General features: G+C 41.2%; 17 protein-coding genes and 2 tRNA genes. 12 read left to right on the forward strand and 7 right to left on the reverse strand.

The genetic code is table 11. From position 1 onward, the window contains the following. Nucleotides 1-36: 36 nt before the first annotated feature. Together LU361_RS09235 and yrfG are read right to left on the reverse strand one after the other, a co-directional pair. The gene (locus LU361_RS09235; protein ID WP_233088562.1) at nt 37-969 is read right to left on the reverse strand and encodes an ELM1/GtrOC1 family putative glycosyltransferase; all 933 of its coding nucleotides are present in this window, start codon (nt 967-969) and stop codon (nt 37-39) included. Nucleotides 970-1,000: 31 nt separating this feature from the next. Beyond that, nucleotides 1,001-1,648: a GMP/IMP nucleotidase gene (yrfG, locus tag LU361_RS09240; RefSeq protein ID WP_233089520.1), complete on the reverse strand. Its 648-nt coding sequence runs from the start codon at nt 1,646-1,648 to the stop codon at nt 1,001-1,003. Nucleotides 1,649-1,765: 117 nt separating this feature from the next. On the opposite strand from yrfG, the gene cysQ reads away from it, so the two are divergent. The 8 genes from cysQ (at nt 1,766) to LU361_RS09280 (ending at nt 8,381) form a co-directional block, all read left to right on the forward strand. Then, a complete protein-coding gene (gene cysQ, locus LU361_RS09245; RefSeq protein WP_233088563.1) occupies nt 1,766-2,611 on the forward strand; it encodes a 3'(2'),5'-bisphosphate nucleotidase CysQ in 846 nt (281 codons plus the stop codon). 1,180 nt (nt 2,612-3,791) lie between these two features. Then, nucleotides 3,792-4,004: a hypothetical protein gene (locus LU361_RS09250; protein WP_233088564.1), complete on the forward strand. Its 213-nt coding sequence runs from the start codon at nt 3,792-3,794 to the stop codon at nt 4,002-4,004. 614 nt (nt 4,005-4,618) lie between these two features. Continuing rightward, nucleotides 4,619-4,840 (forward strand): hypothetical protein, encoded by a 222-nt coding sequence (locus LU361_RS09255; protein WP_233088565.1) that lies wholly within the window; start codon nt 4,619-4,621, stop codon nt 4,838-4,840. A gap of 511 nt (nt 4,841-5,351) precedes the next feature. Beyond that, complete coding sequence (locus LU361_RS09260) at nt 5,352-5,624, forward strand: BufA1 family periplasmic bufferin-type metallophore (RefSeq protein ID WP_233088566.1); 273 nt, start codon at nt 5,352-5,354, stop codon at nt 5,622-5,624. Nucleotides 5,625-5,636: 12 nt separating this feature from the next. Further along, the gene (gene bufB / locus LU361_RS09265) at nt 5,637-6,524 is read left to right on the forward strand and encodes an MNIO family bufferin maturase (RefSeq protein WP_233088567.1); all 888 of its coding nucleotides are present in this window, start codon (nt 5,637-5,639) and stop codon (nt 6,522-6,524) included. Between the two features lie 18 nt (nt 6,525-6,542). Beyond that, on the forward strand, nt 6,543-7,211 hold the full coding sequence (locus tag LU361_RS09270; RefSeq protein WP_233088568.1) for an HvfC/BufC family peptide modification chaperone: 669 nt from the start codon (nt 6,543-6,545) through the stop codon (nt 7,209-7,211). Beyond that, entirely contained in the window at nt 7,208-7,729 is a 522-nt protein-coding gene (locus LU361_RS09275; RefSeq protein WP_233088569.1) for an RNA polymerase sigma factor, read from the forward strand. Before LU361_RS09270 ends, LU361_RS09275 begins: the two co-directional genes overlap by 4 nt. A gap of 1 nt (nt 7,730) precedes the next feature. Then, entirely contained in the window at nt 7,731-8,381 is a 651-nt protein-coding gene (locus LU361_RS09280) for a hypothetical protein (protein ID WP_233088570.1), read from the forward strand. Nucleotides 8,382-8,480: 99 nt separating this feature from the next. Here the strand turns inward: LU361_RS09280 and LU361_RS09285 are convergent, their stop codons facing one another. Beyond that, nucleotides 8,481-9,902: a di-heme oxidoredictase family protein gene (locus LU361_RS09285; RefSeq protein ID WP_233088571.1), complete on the reverse strand. Its 1,422-nt coding sequence runs from the start codon at nt 9,900-9,902 to the stop codon at nt 8,481-8,483. A gap of 1,054 nt (nt 9,903-10,956) precedes the next feature. Continuing rightward, on the reverse strand, nt 10,957-12,378 hold the full coding sequence (locus LU361_RS09290; protein WP_233088572.1) for a YdgA family protein: 1,422 nt from the start codon (nt 12,376-12,378) through the stop codon (nt 10,957-10,959). A gap of 1,026 nt (nt 12,379-13,404) precedes the next feature. On the opposite strand from LU361_RS09290, the gene LU361_RS09295 reads away from it, so the two are divergent. The 4 genes from LU361_RS09295 to LU361_RS09310 all read left to right on the forward strand — a co-directional run bounded on the left by LU361_RS09295 (nt 13,405) and on the right by LU361_RS09310 (nt 18,523). Further along, the gene (locus LU361_RS09295) at nt 13,405-14,076 is read left to right on the forward strand and encodes a hypothetical protein (protein WP_233088573.1); all 672 of its coding nucleotides are present in this window, start codon (nt 13,405-13,407) and stop codon (nt 14,074-14,076) included. A gap of 135 nt (nt 14,077-14,211) precedes the next feature. Next, nucleotides 14,212-14,288 (forward strand) — tRNA-Met (locus LU361_RS09300). Nucleotides 14,289-14,429: 141 nt separating this feature from the next. Next, nucleotides 14,430-14,506: transfer RNA gene (locus tag LU361_RS09305), tRNA-Met, on the forward strand. A 1,050-nt stretch (nt 14,507-15,556) separates the two neighbouring features. Then, nucleotides 15,557-18,523, forward strand: a complete 2,967-nt coding sequence (locus tag LU361_RS09310; protein ID WP_233088574.1) for a reprolysin-like metallopeptidase — start codon at nt 15,557-15,559, stop codon at nt 18,521-18,523. 186 nt (nt 18,524-18,709) lie between these two features. Here LU361_RS09310 and LU361_RS09315 read toward each other — a convergent pair whose 3' ends face one another. The 3 genes from LU361_RS09315 to LU361_RS09325 form a co-directional block, all read right to left on the reverse strand. Then, on the reverse strand, nt 18,710-19,408 hold the full coding sequence (locus LU361_RS09315; RefSeq protein ID WP_233088575.1) for a GDSL-type esterase/lipase family protein: 699 nt from the start codon (nt 19,406-19,408) through the stop codon (nt 18,710-18,712). A 360-nt stretch (nt 19,409-19,768) separates the two neighbouring features. Next, a complete protein-coding gene (locus LU361_RS09320; protein WP_233088576.1) occupies nt 19,769-21,025 on the reverse strand; it encodes a DUF3526 domain-containing protein in 1,257 nt (418 codons plus the stop codon). Then, nucleotides 21,022-22,458, reverse strand: a complete 1,437-nt coding sequence (locus LU361_RS09325; RefSeq protein WP_233088577.1) for an ABC transporter permease — start codon at nt 22,456-22,458, stop codon at nt 21,022-21,024. The genes LU361_RS09320 and LU361_RS09325 overlap by 4 nt, the downstream gene beginning before the upstream one ends. Nucleotides 22,459-22,462: the final 4 nt, after the last annotated feature.

Genomic DNA, 22,462 nt, shown 5'->3' on the forward strand with positions numbered 1-22,462 from the left:
AGTAAATCAAAAATATTTACTGCTTCGCTTCGTATTTTAGAGGTTTAATAAGGATAACAGTTTTTCTGCGGTTTCCATTTGGCTGTTGAGAGGTTTGCTGTTTTCTGGTGGAGCAATATATCGCTCCTGGCTTATAACACCTGCCAACTCTTTTTTGATTAAATTGTCCCTTGAAATTGCCAATTTATTATTCGGTTTTTTTTCTTCTAAATCTATTATTCCGATAGTTGCTTGTGTATTCATTGATTCGGCCAGCATGGATGCAGAATCGACCGTAACCCAAATTGAGCTGGCTTTTGCCATGGTTTCAATCAGCCAGTTCTGGCTTAAATCATTGACATCAAATACTGTTAAATTACCAGTGCCTTCGTTTTCAATCTTTTTTTGTAACGCTTTCAGTTTATTTAACGTATCAACCGGGGTGCGGCGTGATGTCGTCAGCTGCCAATGACGTTTGGGGTGTTGTGTTGTTATCGAATGAATATGATCAATTAATACTGAGGTATTCCAATGGAAATGTTTATTTATTCCCCCGATCAAGAATAATCCTAACTCCTGATTCGGGTTACTCTCAACTAATGGCGCTAGTGCGAGCGGGGTAGTTAAACGATTTTTACCCGGTGCGAACCCGTCATGGCTTGGTGTGATAACACCGTCGAATAACTTGGCGGGAAGAGATGGGTTCATGATCACCACCGCTTTTGCATCAAACGATTTTTTTGCAGCCAGAATGGATAAGTGTGTACTGTGACCTGTGCCAATAATAATATCGGGAATAAATTCAGAGTCAGAAAGAGCCGTCGGCCACGTGCGAAACACAAAAGCTTTTAACGAGTCGAGGTTTTTTAACGGGGCGATGTTTATCGTATTAACCGAACGATAATGGTTAATACCTTCGATTAATGCCTGAGTTTGTTTTTCGTGACCAGGTTTTCCATCTTTAATACATAAAATATTTAAATCAGACATTAATATATTGTTCACCGATTACAAATCAACGTTATGGCATGATTTCATCGAAATGATGAATAGCTGGAAATTCATCGACAAATCGTGACTGTTGACTGTCGGGCTGATGAATACAAAGAAGGTGTTTAATTCCGTATATTTGTGCTGCTTTTAGAATTCGAACAGTATCGTCAATAAACAGCGTTCTGTGCGGATCGAACGGTTCAACCTCAGAAAGCGTTTCCCAGAACAATTGATTTTCTTTGGGGTAGCGAAATTGATGCGAAGAAATTACAACGTCTAACCAACGATCGATTTGTGTAACTTCCATTTTTAGATTAAGGCTGTCTTCGTGAGCGTTGGTAATCAACACGAGTTTTTTATTTTTTGCTTGCAGTGTTTTCAAAAAGCCCTCGACATAAGGACGTATTTGAATTTTGTGCTGTACCTCGCGCTTTAATTCACCCACATTGAGCTTCAACGCCGCCGACCAAAAATCCAAGCAATACCAGTTTAAAGTACCTTCATGAGACTTAACTTGTGATAACACTTCTTCTGTCGCTTGCTCTTGAGGAATTCCACGCGCTTGTGCGTATTTTTGAGGAAGATGAGTGAGCCAGAAATAATTATCGAAGTGCAAATCTAAAAGGGTTCCGTCCATATCCAATAGAACGGTATCTATGGCGTTCCAATCAATCAGATTTTGCATGGGGCCTCCCAACTTTTGAGTGCGCTGACAAACGCGTTTATAGTCAAAATCAAGCGCGAAAATGGTAAAGTATCTACCCAATTATTCCAAATATTCTGTGAGTTAAACATGAATAAACTGCTGGCTGATCAAGTTGTGAGCATCTGTAAAGAGGCTGGAGCAGCAATTTTAGAGGTATACCACCGAGAAAGTGGTTTTGACGTCGAATCCAAGTCTGACGATTCTCCGGTTACAGAGGCTGATTTGGCGGCTCATCGAGTGCTTATTGCGGGATTGGAGTCTCTGGTTGAGCGAACTCCGATATTGTCAGAGGAGTCTGAGTTACCGGATTACCAACAACGAAGCCAATGGTCTCGTTATTGGATCATTGATCCTTTGGATGGGACGAAAGAATTTATTAATCGCAATGGTGAATATACCGTCAATGTCGCTTTGGTAGAGAACGGACTGCCTATTTTGGGTGTTGTTCATGTTCCTGTCCTTGATATTACCTATGTTGGTGTCGCAGGTCTTGGTGCTTGGAAGATAGAGCAAGGTAAAGAATCGTTCATTCAAATTAGAACGCTGGATTCGCGTGTAGATCAGGGATTGCCGATTGAAGTGGTCGCAAGCCGTCGCCACGGTGCCCAAGAAGTTGAAGACATGATTGACGCCTTAACTCAAGCGTTCGGAAATGTAACGACTAAAAGCATGGGCAGTTCCTTAAAACTGTGCTTAATTGCTGAAGGAAAGGCGGATTTGTATCCGCGTTTGGCGTTGACCTCTGAGTGGGATACGGCAGCGGCACAAGCGGTTGTTGAGGCAGCTGGCGGCCGTGTTATGACGACTGAGTTTGAGACGCTGAAATACAACACAAAAGACAATATCTTAAACCCGTTCTTTTTTGTTATTGGTGATACTGGACACGCGTGGGATGAAACTCTAAATCAATGGCGTGGTATTTCACCCGAGTAATTTTTTGAGCTTTTCAGCTTATACTTGTTAAACCATAATAAACTCCACATCCTCGAACTCGGTCTCCCCAAAAGGGCCTCGATATTAAAGGCCCTTTATATCTTTTAAAATGTATCTTTTCTTTTGTTAAGTTAATGGCTTAACAAACTTCTATCTCTCAATGACTTCACTCAATGAATTTTGCTTGTGCTGCTAAGAGTTCTCTATGTTGTGTTTTTGATTTAACCGGTTAGATCTATAAAAGCATATTTTTAATCTGAAAAAATTCACCGGTCTGAGTGATTTTAGTGTTAATCAGAGTTTCCTTAACTAAGTGGTTCAGTTAAACGGTTAATTTAATTTTATATGGAAAATCACATTAACCTGTTAATAAAATAATCTACATCAAAATTAATCGAAAAAGCTGACTGTTTAACTTGGCGTTAAATCGTTTTTCTGTATGTGCCTATTTTATTTGCTCAAAAATGATTTTATGTTAATTATTTTCAGCCAAATAAATTCTCTTTATGTAATGCAGTGTAATTTCCAATATTCCTCGTCTGTTGCAAACTGGTTGCTAATATTATGGTGGCCTAAAGTGAATTAGGGCTTTTTACTGGTATTGATGCAGTCGTTTTGCCCTTTTTAAAAGTTAATTTGATCCGGCTCAATGTAAATGATTAATTGCTTGGCGAATTTTTATGTATTCAATTAGATCATATCGAGCATTGTTTCATCATTTAACATTAAATTTTGAATTAGCAGTTGACGATTGAAAACGATAGGTTTAATTTACTAACCACAGTTGAATGTAAATTCACTGTTTTCAGTACATCTCTCATTCGAAGCTTAAAAAATTGGTTTATCCACTGAGTCCGGAGCGAAATGCTAAATCTGTCACAGATTTTTGTGATTAATTTTTCATGTTTGTTTCGCTAACACAGTGATATTTCCTAATACGTTTATTCATTCGAGTAGGTATTTTTACATTCCGTATTAATACCGGTATTAGCAGCACTTTTAGCTGAAAATTATTTACAAGGATATGTTGTTGGAAACGCTTTTTATTATTTTAAATAAAGTGTTTGATGCAGTAGGACATAATTTCGGGCTATTAATAGTAGGAAAAGTTACCTAATTATTCGGGTAATTTTTTCATAATAACTAACACTATAATTTCCAATAAACGAGAATCCTTAATATGAAACACCCTAAGCAACCACCTTCAAATGTAGATCGACAATTGTCTGGGTTAGCGAAAGTTAGAGTTGAAGCAGAAATTACTAATTTACAGCGTCGACTTGAGCTGTACAGCATTGACTCAGAATTTGTAGATATTGGTATGTTGCAAAGTTTTAAATCTATGATTGATACGCGACGTCAATGGTTGTCTGGATTGCCAACCAGTTTTTAGTCCGTTTTTAGAATTCTAATAAAATTTAAGAATTACAAGCACAACGATTCTTGATTCCTGCAAATTTTAAAAATTAATATTGAAGTTTGCTTTTATTTATAAATGTCATAGCTGTCAGTATGGATACTAGTCTGCTATGACAATTTAAAACCTTTCCTGTCATAGTGTTTCAGTCCTTCACTTAATAGTTAAGCTCCATTCCATTCCCTTCTTTTTGATGTGCCTATTTTGGGGTATTCGTGTCCATATATTTTTTCGTGTCACTGCACATTCAGTATTTGTATCTTCCTACGCTTGAAATAATGGCTGCTAAATTTTCGATGAGAATATAAAAAAATTTTTATTATTCTAAAAAGAAAAATGGCTGTGTAATCGAGTTGGGTATTTAGTAATCTGGCGAATACGAATATGTGAAAGTGATAACAATTTAACTTAGAAGTGCGTCTTAAAAATCACAATAAAATTGACAATTTTGTAGTGCGTGTAAAATTTGATGCTAAGCTTGTCGTCAACTGATGGAGTGCATTAGCTTCTCTTCATTGGATAGGCATTTTAAAAAATAACAGATATAAATAATTTGTCGAACTTGTTTAACTAATTTGAGGATTTATATAGTGGAACAGATAGGCGGATTTGATCCTGAGTTTTGGTATGTTATTAATCACCGATACCATCATTTAGTGTACAGAAATAAAGATCGTGTAAAAGCTAAAGAATACGCACACAACAGAAATTCTCGCTCCCAACAGGGTGCTGATTACACGGTGATTTCAGGATCTCAGCTAAAGTCTCAAGGTTTTAACGCAGCAATGAAAGTTCCTGTTGGTGGTGTTTAATTCAGGCTGATTTCATAAACTAGAAACATTGCTAGTTTCGATAAAATCTAAATCGCTGCCTATTGAGTCACGGATAACACTTATTGGTTAGCTAATTTTTTCTTTAAGCTTCTTTTATTCTTCTTACAATCTGTTCAATTTTCCTACTGAATTCTAGTGAAGGCGGCTGATAGCGCTGCCTTCTTATCGTCATCGTCGTTCACTTTAATTTAAAAAGACTCTCAAGATTTGTAATGATTATTCATTATTACTGGTGTTTAACTGAGTGTTTGTTAATCACAGATTACGACCATTATAGTTAGCCAGATTCAGGTGATAACAGATTACACGGGTTTGCTGTTTTCCTGATCTAAGAGTGTTGAATAATCGATCTGTATTCAGTTTTATATTGTGACGTAGTTCACAACAATGCTTCCAAGCCTGGAATTCCTAAAAGTATTGCAATCAAAATACCGTCTATTACGTCTTACTGTTAAATCCCCTAAACAACCTTGAGTAAAAGGAAATAAAAATGGCGAACAAAACTATTTTATCTGCTGCTTTGATCAGTGTAGCCGCGGCTTCTTCCAGCGCATTTGCAGTTCCTGACGCGCCTGAAGCTTGGGAAAAATGTACTGGTATTGCCAAAGCTGGTCAAAATGACTGTGGTGCTCTTGACGGCTCTCACAGCTGTGCTGGTCTTGGTAAAGAAGAAGCTTCAGAAAATGAGTGGGTATACGTTCCTGAAGGTACTTGTGAAAAACTTGCTGGTGGTAAAGTATACCAAGTTAAGCCTGCTAAATAATCAGGATTGACTATGAATGATTCAGTATCGAAGTCCTACAATCACTTCGATTACGAGTATCTCGGCGCAGGCTTAGGCCTGCGTACGCCTCATATCTATAAAATTCTTGCTGAAAAACCAAAAATCGATTGGTTGGAAATTCATATTTGCAACTATATAAATGGTGGTTTAAACCAGCAATTACTCATGAAGGTTGCGGAAAATTATCCGTTGAGTTTTCACGGCGTGAGTTTGAATCTCGGTGGTACAGAACCGTTAAACTTGCCGTACCTAAAACGTTTAAAACAACTGACCGAAGAAATAAACCCTAGATTGGTGTCAGAGCATGCGTGTTTTACTGCGCATAATGGCGAAGTTTTTCACGATTTATTACCGGTCCCTTACACCGAAGAATCATTGAATCACTTTGCCAGTAGAATATCGCAAGTTCAGGAATTTATCGGCAGACCGATATTGATCGAAAATTTATCTCGTTATATTGAGTACCCTGAAAGCGTGTTCACTGAATCCGAATTTCTCTCTCAATTGTGCCGGCGTACCGGTTGCGGATTGTTGTTAGATCTGACCAATGCATACGTTAATCAGCGTAATTTAGGAATTAATCTTGATGATTTTGTTGATCAACTCCCTGCCGAACATATTCACGAAATTCACTTAGCAGGCTATTCCCAAGATTCCGAATGGTTGGTTGATACACATTCGGCGCCGATTCCCGATGAAATTTGGTCGGTTTTTCAAAAATACTGTGCCCGTTATGGCCCTCGATCTGTCCTTATTGAGCGTGACAACAATTTGCCGGAATTTGAAGAGCTGGATCGTGAGCGTATAATTGCCGAAGGAATTCTTAATCAATATAAAGTACAGCAGTTGGAAAATTCTTCTGAATTAGAACCTGTCTAAAACGCTACTGGCTACGCTATGAACTATGAACAGTCGTTATCTCGATTTGTCGATGCCGTGAAAGCAAATCCATCAGATGATGACAAAAATACCCAATTAAATGGGCGGCTTTCCCCTTATAGAGTCAATCGACGCGTTTCCGCGCTAATGGTATTGCGCAATAACTTTCCTACGGTGCAAGCGTTATTGGGTGAGCGCATATTTTCAGCCCTCAGCCAGGTGTATGCGAATGTTTTTCCTTCCAGTTGGTGGGACATTAATGTTTTTGGCGCGGAGTTTCCCGGTTTTCTAAAAGCACAGGTGAACAGCCCCAAAGGCCAAGAATTTAATTGGTTGAAAATAGCCGAAATTGCTGAATTAGAGTACGCAATTATTGACCGTTATTACTACCCAGGCCATGCAACGACAGAAGAACTTACGATTGATTTTCAACACTTTGATTTCGAGGCCCAGGGAATGATTTGCCGCCATCATCCCCAATTGGTGGTGTCGTATAATTTTCAAAAATCTAATCCCGAATTCAGCAAAGCGTTACCCAATGGTATAGCGAGTTGTAAAGACATCAATCGACTCATTGGTTCTGGTGCAATTACGTCAACTGAAAAACTGGTGTATTTGTCAGCCAATCTATTCCGAGAAAATTTTCAAGTTATGTCTGTGTTTTCTTGTACAACTGCTAATCTATGAATAATACAGTCGACAACACTCCCGTTTTTAGTTCACAAGAACTGCAAGATTTTTATCAATATGCTGTGGTACTTTGCCAAAATACTGATGATGCCTACGATATTTTGCAAACGTCTTTAGAAAAGCTTTTAAACGAAAAACGTCGCGGTAAAAAAATTTCAAATCAAACGTCGTATTTAAGAACCATCATACGCAACCAATTTATCGATCAGTATCGGCACCAGCAAAAATGGCAAAGTGAGCTGTTTGAAGAACAGGCTTCCTACGACATTTCATCGGTTGACATTGAAGCCATCACCATAAATCAGGGTGTACTAAAAAAAATATGGGAACAATTGTCGGCTGAAGATCGAGATATTCTCTACCACTGGGCCGTTTTAGGTTATAGCACCGATGAGGCGTGTGAATTGTTGGGGTTAGCTCGAGGCACTTTTTTATCCCGGTTGCATAGATTGCGAAAGTATTGTCAGAAATTTTCAGAAGATAATTCTGGGCTTGGCGTGCAGGAGGGTCGTTAGTATGAGTCAAATTAATGATGCTGATAAAATTATTTCGCTGAAAGAAGCTGTGGTTAAATGCACTGAAAGTGAATCTCTGAACCCAGAGCAGCTTGAAAAATTGTCGATGATGCAACGAGACCTCACGCCCTCCAAAATGGCGGATAACACAATGGAAGAAAATATTTGGCGTCGCTGGCGCCCGAACTTTGTGGTTGTCACACTGCTTATTGTGGCTATGACTTGGTACACCTACTCAGGTAACAAAGTTGATTACGTTCAAACGGTTGCTCATGAAGTTATCGAAAACCATATGAACTTAAAACCCTTGGAAACCGACGCTGACTCTATTTCACAAGCGCAAAACTTTTTTGTTCAATTGGATTTTGTACCTTCTCAATCAAGTCACCTGAATAATCAGTGGGATTTAAACGACGATCAACTTATTGGAGGTCGTTATTGTTCTATCAAAGGCGACAGTGCTGCACAGCTTCGATATCAACAGGGTGAACAGCTGTATACGTTTTATCAGGTTGGTTACGATAAGCAATTGTTTGGCGAATTTCCCAATGTTGATAATGGGGAAACACCCAAAGAAGTGGTCATTAATGGCTTAAAAGCGACTTTATGGATTGAGAAAGGTTTGCTGATGGCATTAGTCACCAAAGCGTAAAACGCATTATAAAAAAGCCGACTTGTTGTCGGCTTTTTTGTGTCTAATTTATAAGGGAGGGGGATTTAGTATTATCCCGATTTTAGTACTGTCCCAATTTTAGTATTGTCCCAGTGGTAGATTGGGAATAATTAAGCGTGGGTCTCGAATGACAATTTGAAGACTTTTCAAGAATTCGATAACTTCCGCTTGCTCATATTCACTCAATGACTCGAAGGCGGTGCTTGACGCGTCCGCTTCACCACCGTGCAGTAAAATTGCGTCGGTTAACGTCGTAGCTCTACCGTCGTGCAACCAAGGACCGGTACTTGCAACTCCCCACAACTGGCTGGTTACGAAATGGCTGGTGCTAGCACGATCGACCTGTAACAAGGGTTCTGCTAATTCAGCTCCCATATCGTGACGTTTTAAATCCGAATAAATTTTAGCGGTAGCGCTGCCGTCGCGATTACGTCTTAAGCGAGGAACAAAGCTGTCTCGGGTTAGATCGAGTGTGGTCACAAAATCGGTTCCTGGTGCGGTTTGCTGAAAGACTGGATCGTCAATTTTCATTTCGGGGGTGTGGCAGCTTGCACAACCGATTTTATTAAATGTTTTTTCTCCGGCAAAAATCGCTCTACGTACTTCTCGATTCTTTTTCGGAATCACTTGTGTTGGAATTGGAAGTGCTGCTTGGAACAATGCAGTCGCGGTTACATCGCCAACGGTTAGCTCACGTTCAACACCGTCACCATCGCCATCCAAGCCGAAACGTTCTTCTGCTTCGATACCAAAGTGTTGCTCCATTGCACCGACGACAAAACTGCGTAAATTCGGTTCGGCACCGACAACGTTAAATGGTCGAATCACTAAATCTGTGGAAACGCCTTCAACGCCAGAAGTATCTAATGTGCCGTCTGCTAATGCGGTAATTTCACCAAACGAAATCCCTTTGGCAACCAGTGGCAGCGTAAATGAATCACCAAGATCGCTGGCAAATTCGATAGCTTCATTAGCAATAGCGGCAAGCTCAGCATTCATTTCTTCTGCGATACGTTGTTTTGCACCACCGCCAAATACACTCTGACTGTTTTTAACGTTTAAACCTTCAAAAGACGGAGAATCGATGTTATCTGGGCGATTAAATCCGGGAAAAATATTGGCTGCGTTATCACTTGCGCCACCTACAAAAGGTTTACTGTGACACGCAGTACAAGCTACTGAATCCGTGCCGCTGATTCTATTAAATCCGGTGCTGACACCCACGCCATTGACTCCTGGACGCTCAGGATCGCCGTGGCCGTCGAAGCGATTGAAATCTGTGGTGAATTTCAATTGTCCGTGTTTAACAATTTCGGCTGTTGATAGCTCGCCACTTTCTATTTGTGATTGTTCGATGTGAGTATGATTAGGACCTTCCCCGATTGCCAATACACTTGTATTAAATGAAAGCAGTGCAACGGCAATAAGGTTGCGTTTAAAATTAGTTATCGTGCAGGGTTTTTTATTTGTTTTTATAGAGTAATAGTATTTGTCAAGCATGGCTTTTCTCCTTATGGTTTTTGAGGCACAACGGTACCGAGAGAATGGATTTCTCAATTCTCTAAACAGTATTAAGCAATAACTGGTTTTTTATTTTTAATAAAATAAAAGTGTGCTGTTATTTTTATAGTTTTTTGTATTAAATAAAATTCTACAACTTTGTATTTTTTATAATTAATGCAGTAAGGTCGATTTATCGACTTCTATCGAAAGGTAAGCCGATTAAAGATGTTGTGAATTTTTAAATCGTATAACTCTGGAGATTGAATTTCTACGGTTATTTTCTCAAATTAACGTAATCAGCGGTCCAATGTCCACGTTTTTTATAAAATTTACTCAAATATCTTTGATTTTTTCGCGGGTTAATTGTTTTAGTAAAAAAATAGGTTCGTTGTTTTTCGTTTCTTATCTGTCAAGACGATAATTTTTTAGTGGTTCTATTTTTTTATAACTGATTGTTTTGATGTGTGATGAATGATTCGTTGGTAGGAGTTTCTATATGGATGATATTTATTTCCTACCTTACAAAGCATGTATGAACACACTGCAAAAACTACCAGATATTTAGATTTGTTAATTTAGCTAAAAACGATTATTGGGTGGATAACAAAAGTCTGCGGATACGAGCGTAATAATTTCTAAATTATTAAGAATTAAAGTAGTCTGATTTCCCTTTAAGTCTTCTGCCTATGGTAACAAGGCTCTTTTTACCAATTATTTTTAATACGCTTGTTTATGTTTATACTTTTCATAGTATTTGTTGTGCACAGGTAAATGTCATATTGCTTTTTGGTTGCTCTACGATTGTGCTTGCTTTTAATAGCAAAGCTTAAGAAATTGGATGAAGAAAGAAGGTTGTGGGAGATTTGAAGAGAGGGAGAGGGGTAAGATATAGAGCCTGATGTATCTGTTTATAACGGATGGCCGCATAAAATAGATGTTCGAAACAGGTGCCTGAAAAAATAGGTGCTCGAAAAATAGATATCTGGAAAATAGGTGCCCGAAATAGGCACCTAGAATTTACCGGTAAAGGTAGAAGAATACTTGATGGCGATTACAAAGCGCCTTGCAGAAGTGCCTCTAATGGAATTTCAACACCATTAATTGTGGCTTGGCCGTTTTGGAAAGACATCACCGACTCGTACAAGTTATTATTTTCGATGAGAAAACCTTGTTGAATCAAGGTTGCTAACGTTGTATCTACACTTTGATCAATCAACTGGTCTAGCTCTGCATCGGTTAACGTTACTTCTTGGCCAGCGGCGCGTTGAAGTTCTAATTGTTGGTTGATGGTTTGCTCCATTTGAGATCTTGCTATTTGAGCGGCTAACGGTTGGTCCATGCTGATGTTAACGTTTACCAAGACTGCTTGTGTTAGAAGGAGAGGATTTTGTAAAACGGTTTCACCGGTAAGATTCGATTGCGGTGGAATGGAGAAGTTAAATGAAGACGACATTTTTCCCTTCGGTAAGGTAACTGAGAGTTGATCTGCCGATATACCCATGCCTTTCGACAGTGCTTCGTCTAAAACCTCAGGCGTAAACAGTTGAGCCGGATCTTCGAAACTGTCTACGTTTTCCAGTGCACCTAAATAAGCTTCGTAAAAAGCCGTTGTGATATTGTCGTAGCCGAACACAAACTTTAAGTCTTCAAAGTTTTCTTCCCCAGTCACTCCATTGGCAAGTGAAATGTCAAAATTCATGTCAAAACTTTTTTTATCATCAGCTATGACCAACTCCGCAAGTACGGCAAGATCATTAAATTTGCCGTTGCCGTCGTTGGTTTCGATGACGATTTCATCGGTATTAAAAGACGCTGTAGAAGGGGCAAGGTTTTTAGCAATCGATTGGCCGTAGTCGGCGCTCATTTTTAGTGATGACTCGCTGACTTTGATGATTTCATCTTCTTTTCCAGAAAATGAAAACTGTCCGATGATGGCTTCGTAATCAAGAACTTGGCTTGAGCTGTAAGTGCCGCTGCCGGTGTAGCCTGAGAAGCTCAACTCATTACCTTCTTCTGACACAGAAAATGCTGAGATTTTATCGTTTAAGGTCAAATTACCGGTGAGATCCATCGCGCCGGTTGATGTGTAAAACGCTTGGTTTTTGTCGAAATCAAGGATTCCTTCTAAAGTGCTTGATTGTTCTTCTTGTAAACCCAGTTCGTATGAAAACAAGCCCAGTGTTTGGGTATCAGAAAACAAGAACAGTCCGTGTTTGGCGTTGAACGTTAGTGGTATGTCGATAACTTGAGAGGATTCGGGATCAAAATAGGCCGTATCGAATGAGATTGTTAAAGTGGCGTTAGTGCTGAACCATCCTTTATTGTAGTTTTCCCAAGTTGCTGAATAACCCGGATTGGAAGATATCAGATCGGTCAGTGAATTAAGTTCTTTCTCTGCTTTCGAGCCCGTTATTGCTGGCGGGATCAAAACAATGGCTAGAATGATTACCACAGGTAACAGTATTTTTTTCATGAAATTCCCTAAGTTGCTGAAGTTTTAAATTACGTCCGTTGACGTTAACCGTGTTGATTTACTATCTATCGTAGTGTTGTTTTTCTGATGCAAATCCCCTTTGCAATTATTGGTATAAAGTGTTACGCCGAATAAAGCAATGTTCGATAAATGATATTGACGACAAGTAAACGAAATAGCGCTTTTCTTGACATTCATTTACCGTATTTACGTCCTCGTTTCCCTGCTATTCAATAAACTTTTCTCTGATTCGGTCGGTGTTTCATTAATAACTGGATGGCTTTTTATATCGAAATTATGTCATAGCAAAATAACGGTATTGGGAATCTACTCTGTACCCTTATTTATCCCTAAAGATTATCGACTTAAAAATTAAGGTGTATCCGTTTGCATTTCTCCCACGAATGATTGTTTGATTTCTTTTGTTGGACGGCGAATGTGGCTGATAAAAGGGAAATTTCTTAAAGCTCTCTAATCGAGTTATTTGCGCATCATCAAAAAGTTTATGGCTGGGTTCTAACGGTGAATTACAGTCAATGACGTAGATGTGTGAAATGCTGGGCAAGGTAAGAAAGGTAAGTGAGGTAAGTGAGGTAAAAAAGGTAAGAGAGATCTCAAGGGATATTCGGGAAAGTTTTGAGCACAGCAACAAGATCTCAGTTGTCATGGTGTTGTGTATTGTGGATTTTTGTCACTGTATATTGAATTATTTTTGTGCAATAAACTTATCGCGCCAATAAGGCTTGAGATACGGTATTGCTGGCTTGATCTATATAGGCAAAAGGGGATTCGACACCACGATACTCATTGCCAAAATTATTCTACCAAGAATACGCTACCTTCCACAGAATTACTGGTCGGTCAGTTCTGTGCTGGCGAGTTGTAGATAACGGATGAAAAAGTGCGCGCTGATTTCTGGGAATAATTTACAGGTCTTTGAAATATCAATCATTCAAAGTTGAGTTCCTTTGAGATAAAAGGGTAAGCTTCGGGAGGTTTCCTGTAAGAAAATGGAGTGCAGCTAGAATGATTGACCATTATTGCGAGCGAATTGACGCAGGCATATTGGCTGAACCTATTAATGCGTTCACCAATATCTCATTTCTCATCGCTTTTTTCTGTCTGCTGCCGTTGTCGAAAGCCCGTTTTCAATACCTCGCGGCAGGTGAGCGGATCATTCTGATTGCGCTGTTAGGTCTGTTGCTTGCTATTGGCTTTGGCAGCACCGCATTCCATACCTTGGCGAATCGTTGGTCGCTGATGGCCGATGTTATTCCAATTACGCTGTTCCAGCTGGTTTTTCTGGGGGGCTATCTTCGCTATGTGGCTCGGGTTTCGTTGGTGTTTGTCGCCATTGCCCTTATTGGCTTCTTATTGGCGGGAGCGATGTTGGGTAGGCTGTCGCTGGGGATCAATGGTTCAGAGTCTTACCTCGCGCCTTTACTCTTTATTACCGCGATGGGTATCTACCATAAGGTAACCGCGCAAAACGGCAGCTGGATGCTGTTGTTAACAACCGGCGTGTTTGTGTGTTCATTAGGGTTTCGTACTATTGATAACGCGATCTGTTCAGTTTGGCCGATTGGAACGCATTTCTTATGGCATTTGATTAACGGCGTCGTGTTATTTTTGTGTACGCGGGTATTTTTGATGAGTGCCGGTGAGAAAGATTACAGTTTTGAGGCAAAACTGGCCTGATTGTTTGTCTATTACACAGAAATGTAGAAATAAACGTTTTTTTATTACAATCTGTTGACCACCCCAACTCGCATCCCTATAATGCGCAGCCTCAATTGATGAGGCGGAACAAGCGCTTAATCAATTCGACGTTGATGCGGGGTGGAGCAGCCTGGTAGCTCGTCGGGCTCATAACCCGAAGGTCGTCGGTTCAAATCCGGCCCCCGCTACCAATCATTTTTCTAGTGTTAAGCTAGATGTGCAAAATTTTATATTTAAAGGTCTGGTTGTAATTTCATACGTATAATTCATGGCTTCAATATATGGATGAGCGTAGAAGTACTAAAGTTAACACAGACTCTTTATGACGTTGATGCGGGGTGGAGCAGCCTGGTAGCTCGTCGGGCTCATAACCCGAAGGTCGTCGGTTCAAATCCGGCCCCCGCTACCACATTTTGCAGTGACAGATTGCCCAGATATAAAGTCTTATTTGAGACTCTATATCTGGGCATTTTTGTATCTGTTATCTCAACTTCTCTTTTCTCTTCGTTATTTCCCCAGATTCTTCTCCATTAATCTGATGGCATCTTTTCTTTATCTGTGTTGATTGCTTTAGCGACATATGAATCCTTTGCAGAAAAACCTCAAATAAATCGCCATATAAGCAGTGGCTTTTAAGTTGTGATTATTAAGTAGTGGTTGTTAAGTAGTGATTATTAGTAGTGACTTTCCGGATCGAATAAGACTTGATAAGGCCAATCTGTTTTGGAGAACGAAAAAATTTATGCGAGATTATTTTTTAACAAAATTAGTTTTACCAAAATTAATTTTTGTCAAAAATCGTTTTGTGCCTTTTCAAATATCGCCAATTTAAACCGAACATTACGTCATTAATTGCAGCCGTTAAGTAGGTGTTGTTGTTCAATGCTGTTACTTTTTGAAACTCATAAATAATTTGCATCTTTTACAAGCCATTGACCAATTATTGGCAAAGACTCAAACCAAGGCCAAAACTCATATAAATTAAGAAGTTTTTGTATTAAGTAAAATCGATTTACTGTGTTAATTAATGTCGATTCGCAGCGTAATTTTGTGCCATTCAATCGCAAATAACAAAATTAATTAAGCCGTTATTTTAATTTTTTACAGCGTACTTGCAGTCATTAAATACAAGTATTAAAGGTTTTTAGATCCTTTACGATGAGTTAAAGCCAAAGCTGTTGTATTTATCGTTTTCTTTAATATTAAAAATCAAAAATGTTGCCAGAAAAATAATTATAAAGACGTTCAAATAAAAAGCCGTTGCTATCATGTTGTGGCTAAAATTTCATTACTTAAAACAGGTGTTTTTAAAAAATTATAAAAAATGGGACGCACTTCTTATTCAATCAAAATATTTAATAAGGTGTTTATAAGTTCATTGTCTTAGTCTATTGCTCTAAGTAAGCTTTTGAAATTGTTGAACTATTTCTCGAATATCTTAAAGTTATGGATTGAACGTATGAGATACGCATTACTCAAAGCTTGCCTTGTTTTACCTCTTACCGTGTTTTCTATTTCCTCCTTTGGAGATTCGCCAGATGGTCTCTGGTTTAATCCAGATACTCAAAGTGCGCAGATAACTGCAAAAAATACGGTGAGTATTAATGCAATTAAACAACAATACGAAACTCCCTACCGAACACAACAAGCAGATACGCATCAGCTTCGCGCTCAATTAGAATCCGCGCCTCGCGAAGGTGCTTTGCAGGGTGTTTACTTCTATGTCCCAATGCCGAATGGCGAATACGTATTGCTCGAAGTATTTCGTTCTTCTGTAATGGCTCAAGCGATGGAAGAAAAATTTCCTTCGCTGAAAACGTATAAAGTTTTCGGCGTTAATGATGAAAGCATCAGTGGACGTATCGGTTTTTCAGCCAATGGCTTTTACGGTTATTTACACACAGCAGATGGAGCTGTTGTTATTGAGTCCGCTACCGATGATGCCGAAACATTTGTAGCGTCCAATTCCGATCGTCTTTATCGTACCTTTTACACCAACGATATATTCGCCCAGAAAAACGATGATTTTAGTTGCTCAATAGAAGAGAGCGCTCAGCCTGTTAACAACAATCTTCGTTCGTTCGACACGTTCAATCCAACTTTTCAAAAAACTGAGGGTTCACGTACTTTTGGTGATCAGTTACGAGTGTATCGATTAGCGTTGTCGATGACTGGTGAATTGTCGCAGCGCCTCGGCGGCACCAAAGCACAAAGCGTTTCGTTTATTGTGCAGTCGGTTAATGTGCTCAACCAAATTTTCGAACGAGATGTGGGTATCCGTTTAGAGCTGGTTGCCAATAATGACGATGTTGTTTTTACCAATCCCAACACAGATCCTTATACCGATATAAGACGACCTGAGCGTAACGTTACTGCCATACTGAACGATGTTGTCGGTCTTGAAAATTATGACATCGGCCACGTACTCTCGCTTGGCGGCGGCGGTTCGGCTTCTGTTGGTCAGGTGTGTAATGACACTCAAAAAGCGTTTGGGCGCTCGGGCATTTCGACATTTGGTCCGGTGTGGCAATACAACGCTATTACGATACTGGCGCACGAAATTGGTCATCAGTTTGGGGCCTTACACAGCTTTAATGCCAGCTCGTGTTTGCAGCGTGTGGGTCGTACGGCTTGGGAAATGCATTCGGGATCAACTTTGATGGGCTACGCCGGTATTTGTGGACCTTCACTGCAAGGGAGAGCAGACCATGTTTTCCATGCCGGGTCGCAGCAACAAATTATCGATTATGTAACCCAAAGCCAGGGCGCTTCTTGTGGATCGACAATTAACTTAGACACGCCCGCGCCTTTGTTTAGTGCCGGTGCGGATTACACAATTCCAGCGAATACACCGTTTATGTTAACGGCACTGCCAGAGGCGGGCAGCAATGCGTCTGCTCTTACCTACACCTGGGATCAGTTAGATCTTGGCAGTGCAACCAACAGTAATTCCAGCACCTGGGTAGATGACGGCAGAGGACCGTTATTCCGATCGTTTGCTCCAGTGCCATCAACGACCAGAGTGTTCCCAGCATTAACGGCAATTATGGCTGATGATCTTTCTTCCTCGCTGGGCGAAGTTATGCCCACGACGAACAGAGACATTAACTTTCGAGTGACCGCTCGCACCAGCAACACCATGAGCCAAGACGATGTAAAACTCACCGTCGCCAGTGATGCTGGTCCTTTCAGAGTGACGCAACCTTCAGGCGTTACTTTTAACAGCGGCGAAACCGTCACGGTTCGATGGCAGGTTGCGCAAACCGATATCCCACCGATCAATTGCAGAAATGTCGACATCAGCTTATCGCGTAATGGCGGCAACAGCTTCGATATTGATCTTGCCACTGAGACCGAAAACGACGGCAACGAGACAGTAACACTGCCTTCGCTTGGGCAAGGTGAAGCGCGCTTTAGGGTGATGTGTAGCGACAATGTGTTTTTTGCGGTCTCGCCAATGAACAGCACAGCAGGAAATGATTCAGGCAGAATATTTATTGAAGCTGCCATAGATTCCATTCCAGAAGGCGGTTCCGGTTTTACCAATGTTGAGTTCACCGTCACGCGTGAAAATACAGGCGATGTTTTGGAGGTTGAATACAATATTATTGGCTCTGCCAACCGTGAAGATTTTGTCGATGGTTTCACTCAGTCGGGCATCTTAAGACTGGAAAGCAACGAAAGAACAATCACGTTCACGGTGGCTGTTTTAGGCGATGAAATTATCGAAAATGACGAGTTCTTTTCGGTAGTGCTTGGCAATCCATCATCCGGTTATTTCGCCGACAATACCACCGCCAATATTGCTATTGTCAGCATCATTAATGATGATGTTGACACAGGTATAGATGATGACGGTACTGACGAAACCGAGAATGACGAAGTCGACAACGGCAGCGACGATACCAACAATGACGATGACTCCAGTGGCGACGACCCAAATAGCGATGATGGCGATGCGAGTGAGTCCGATACTGGTAATGACGGATCTGACGACGCCAATAATGACGATGATTCCGGCAGCAATGACTCCAATAGTGATGACGGCGGTGCGGGTGAGTCTGATAACGGTAACGATGGATCCGGCGACGCGAATAATGATGACGATTCCGACAGTAATAATGGCGATACCGGTGAGTCTGATAACGACAGCAACGAGTCCAGCGATACCAATACTGGTAATGATTCAGGCGGTGATAATAATAGTGACTCAGGTGATTCCGGTAACGATACAGATGGCGGTAATAGCGGCAATCGTGAGTCTGATAATAACAGCAACAGCGGTGATGCAGCCGATAGCGCTAATAATGAATCAAGCTCCGGCGGATCTGGGTCGTTTTCACCATTAACAGGTTTGTTATTGTTATTACTCTTGCTTTATCGCAAACAGGCGTCAATCAGACAAAAAGTGCGGCAGTGGGTTTAGTAACTATAAATCGGGTTTAGGAATTATAAACCGCCGTTTGGCCAGCTTCTTGGTCATTCGGCAGTTAGCATTACTTCCATAAGTACATAAGCACGTCCTAGCAAAAAAGGGTTGTCAGGTGAAAGCCTTGCAACCCTGCTTTGAATTTCTAACCATGTTCTAGGTCGCCGTTTTTCTTCTCCTTCCTCACCGCATGTACTGCGAAATACTTTCTCGCCAAGCTCGGTAACCTTCTGCGTTTAGGTGTATGTGGTCACTGGAATATTTTGCATTGAGAAGATTTTCGTGACTCAAATTTTTATTAATGTCGACGTATATTAGATTCGAATTTGTCTCGGTAAACAGTTTCAGTTGCTCATTGAGTGCTGTAATTGAATGGTTTAAATGCGAGGCATTTTTGCCGCCTAAAATCGTTGATTGAATATAAACCGTGGTGTGGTTATCGAGCAGAGCGTTGACGATGTTTTGGTAGCGAGAAAATACAGCGTCAACGGAATCTCCGCGTTGAAAATCGTTTAGGCCCACCATAATAAACGCCTTATTGGCGCTGGTTGAAACAATACTGTCGATCCTCTCTGCAATGCCGTCTGTGGTATCGCCGCTGATACCTCGGTTGGCGATTTTTAGCGAGGGAAATAAATCTTCCCATTCCGCTTCGTCGGTAATGCTGTCGCCAATCATAACAACGTCATAGTTTTCTTGGCCAAATGCGTCGAAAAACGATTTTCGATGTTGGTAGTAGTAGGATCTTGGTGGCGTGTAGGCATCCGATTCGCCAATAAAGAATTTTTTTGCTGATTTAATGAACTCGTAAGGAAAAATTTTATACTGAGCTGTGGCAATGCCAAACCCATAAAACAGTAAAGACAAAAAAATGGTTATCAATAGAGCAGCGCTAAATTTCATAGTTCTGAGTAGTTGTATTTGTAGTAATTGTATTTGTGTAGAAACATAAAAACGGTTCTAGAGCATGACATCCATTGTCGCACGTAATTGGAATAGGTACATCTCAAGCAGCGCGGTCTAAAACTCCCAGTCAACATTTTGCTTAAGTCTTAAACGTTATTGGCGGGCTTTTATGAGTTGGTTGTTAGTTGGCGGTTAGCAGAAAGGTTTATTTCTAACGTAATAAGCAGAAGAAGAGGACAGAGAGAAGGTGAGGATGCCGATTTTGTCGGGGAGCTGAATTCTATCAAATGCGGGAAGTAAGCGTTGTTACTTCCCGGTTAGTGAGATATCAAACATTTACTGATTAGGTTCGAACTTGGGTAAATTCTTCAGTAATGCTTTATCGAAAGGTTGATTGAGGAAAAATTTCGGGTAATAAAATTCACGCAACGCGGCGTGGTATGCGCGCACGCTTTCTTCGTAATCAATGCTGGTGTTTAAATCGGTATTCGCCAACGCTTGCAGCGATCTTTCGAGAAGCGACGGCGGCGCCAGTAGGGAAACCCACGCGGCAATGTCGGCTCGTTGTAATCGACCGTTTTGATACGCGGTGGATAAATCTCGCGTTTTTTGGTCGCCGACTTGTTGGAAGGCGTAATACCATTGCCATTCAAAAGAGCTTTCCACCTGCTGGTAATCAGACCACTGCGGATGCTCCTCAAAAAATGCGTTCATGGTGGTTTCTCTTGGTAAATCCCAAGCGTCGTTCACCGTTTCGCGCTGCATCATTAAAATATCGGCGCCTGGAGGCACGGGCACTAATTTATCAATGGCGAGGCGAGAGAGTGCTGGCAGTATTACAGCGGTTGAAACCCAAACAGTGATCAGCGTCATTAAAATAACGGAACCGGGTTTACGCCAAGCGGCGATAAAAAAGCAAATGACTGTCCAGAAAATAATGTAAATCAACACCCAAAGACCGGCCAATAATAATTTACTAACCGCCGTTCCTGCGATCATTCCAGCAATAAACAGTGTTGCTATTAAACACAAAAATAACGCGCCCGAACGAACCGCCGCCCGTAAAAACCAAAAAGATGATGACTGCCCGACAGTTGCTTCTAATAAATTATAACGACCGGCGGTTTTTTCGCTGGCTCTCAAATCGTATAACAGAATGATCAGCACCAGCGGAACAATAAACGCGGTAAAAAAGGCAAAATCGAAACGACCAATAAGAGCAATACTTGGGTTGCCCACATCACGTTCGTAAATTTGTCCCTCAAGGGCAAGCATTCTAATGCGGTGTTTCCAGGGTTGTACGTCCCGCTGTCCCAGTGCCGCAAAAGCAAAGTCGGAAGGGGCGTCGTATGTTAGGTGAAACGTATAATAAGCTGCGCTGCCCCAGTCTTTCAGTTTTTCAAATTCGGCATCACGCTCTTGCTGATTGGCATCAAGCAACTGTTGAATAGTCGCTTGTTGATGTTTTACTTCTGCAAGACCAAAAGCCAATGATATGGCCGATAAACCAAGCACCGTTACCATCCAAAATACGACGGTTCGGTCGCGCGCGGTAAATTTTATTTCGCGCATTAAGGCATTAAAGGTACTCATGGTTTTATTTTTCCTCCGCGCCAAAGCAGCGCGCCAAACGCAATCAACATCCAAAGCAATAACATTTGAATCGAAGAAGAAACCGTTGATACGCGCTCAGAAATATTCGTTGTTTGAAATTCAAATTTTTCGAGCACTTGCCAATTAGAGGCGTCAATGCGGGCACGTTGCCAAGAGGCTTCATCTTTGTTGCGATTGATGTCGTTTTCGTAAGAGAGTTCTTCAACGTGTGCTCGATTGAGTCCTTGAACAAAATCGAATCGCACGGCTTCGGCTTCTCTTTGAAAATGATGGTAATGGGCCAAATCGGTACCGGCGATTGCACGCGAAGCAGAGGCAATGGCCAATACCGGTGTGAGCAAGCCGTAGTCTAATAAATGTTGTTCTTGCTGCAGTTCGGCCAACATGCGTGACTCGGCGTATTCATTCAATACCTTTGTGAGTTTTTCTTCCGATGCCATCGCCACGACTCCGCGAAAATTAACAGGAAGATCTTCAATGCGCTCTACGTCGTGTTGTTTTAATAAATCTGCACGTAATTGTTGGAAAGCTGGGTCGTTGGCATTGTGGCCGTCGCCGAGCTTACGAAGATCCGATAGCATCGTAAGGTCTGTTTCGATTTTTCCTGCCACTGTTTTTGCATCGGTGGTGATGTTAACTGCGATAGAAGGCAGCACTAAACAAAAACCAATCCACAGTCCGGTCATGGCACCCAACGCGGTTGATCGTTTGCTGAGTGTGGCGGAAATCAGCAGGGTTAAAATAACCCAAATCAATAAATAAGCGCCGTACACACCGAATAATGACAGCAAGGCAACAACACTTTCACCATTGGCGAGCGCAATTGCACCGCTGGCAATCAACGGTAACAGCAACAATACTGTAAATGACACCAATGCCAGTGCTTTACCCAGTATTAATTGATGACCGCTAATTCCCATTGCCAACAGCGGTGTGAGTACTGAGGATTCTCGTTCGCGAGAAATGCAACCGTGCCCCAATAAAATAATTACCAAGGGTGCAAACAGTTGGTACACCAACGCCGGGCTTAACCAAGATAAACCACCAAAGTCGGCACTGGCTGAAGACTCCGCAAACATCACAGTGTTTTGGCGATGGCCTTCAAGAAAAATCGATTGCCCTGTTACCGTATCGAGACCGGGATCGAAAATAGACAGGGGCGCTGGCGTCCGAAAAAGATAATGACCATAGTGCACCATCCGGTGGGGGTGGCGGTCTGGCTGTGCTAAAAATGTTTCTTCGGCTTCGGCTTGTTGGTGCGATCTGGCGTGTTTTTCTGCTTCCATGCGCGCGGCGGTTAATACGCTCACGGCAATAATAAGCACAAAAAATATAAGCGCTGCGGCGAGCGCAAGGTGTGATCGCAACCAGTAACGCCATTCACTGGCTGCAATAAGCAGTATTGATTTCATAAAT

Source organism: Sessilibacter corallicola (assembly GCF_021290925.1).
Classification (GTDB): domain Bacteria; phylum Pseudomonadota; class Gammaproteobacteria; order Pseudomonadales; family Cellvibrionaceae; genus Sessilibacter; species Sessilibacter corallicola.

What these genes read in the sequence shown, in the direction of transcription:
- LU361_RS09235 (WP_233088562.1), bottom strand. Translation starts at nt 969, where the DNA reads ATGTCTGATTTAAATATTTTATGTATTAAAGATGGAAAACCTGGTCAC.
- LU361_RS09285 (WP_233088571.1), bottom strand. Translation starts at nt 9,902, where the DNA reads ATGCTTGACAAATACTATTACTCTATAAAAACAAATAAAAAACCCTGC.
- LU361_RS09270 (WP_233088568.1), top strand. Translation starts at nt 6,543, where the DNA reads ATGAACTATGAACAGTCGTTATCTCGATTTGTCGATGCCGTGAAAGCA.
- LU361_RS09280 (WP_233088570.1), top strand. Translation starts at nt 7,731, where the DNA reads ATGAGTCAAATTAATGATGCTGATAAAATTATTTCGCTGAAAGAAGCT.
- LU361_RS09325 (WP_233088577.1), bottom strand. Translation starts at nt 22,458, where the DNA reads ATGAAATCAATACTGCTTATTGCAGCCAGTGAATGGCGTTACTGGTTG.
- LU361_RS09275 (WP_233088569.1), top strand. Translation starts at nt 7,208, where the DNA reads ATGAATAATACAGTCGACAACACTCCCGTTTTTAGTTCACAAGAACTG.
- LU361_RS09320 (WP_233088576.1), bottom strand. Translation starts at nt 21,025, where the DNA reads ATGAGTACCTTTAATGCCTTAATGCGCGAAATAAAATTTACCGCGCGC.
- LU361_RS09310 (WP_233088574.1), top strand. Translation starts at nt 15,557, where the DNA reads ATGAGATACGCATTACTCAAAGCTTGCCTTGTTTTACCTCTTACCGTG.
- LU361_RS09295 (WP_233088573.1), top strand. Translation starts at nt 13,405, where the DNA reads ATGATTGACCATTATTGCGAGCGAATTGACGCAGGCATATTGGCTGAA.
- LU361_RS09250 (WP_233088564.1), top strand. Translation starts at nt 3,792, where the DNA reads ATGAAACACCCTAAGCAACCACCTTCAAATGTAGATCGACAATTGTCT.
- cysQ (WP_233088563.1), top strand. Translation starts at nt 1,766, where the DNA reads ATGAATAAACTGCTGGCTGATCAAGTTGTGAGCATCTGTAAAGAGGCT.
- LU361_RS09260 (WP_233088566.1), top strand. Translation starts at nt 5,352, where the DNA reads ATGGCGAACAAAACTATTTTATCTGCTGCTTTGATCAGTGTAGCCGCG.
- LU361_RS09290 (WP_233088572.1), bottom strand. Translation starts at nt 12,378, where the DNA reads ATGAAAAAAATACTGTTACCTGTGGTAATCATTCTAGCCATTGTTTTG.
- bufB (WP_233088567.1), top strand. Translation starts at nt 5,637, where the DNA reads ATGAATGATTCAGTATCGAAGTCCTACAATCACTTCGATTACGAGTAT.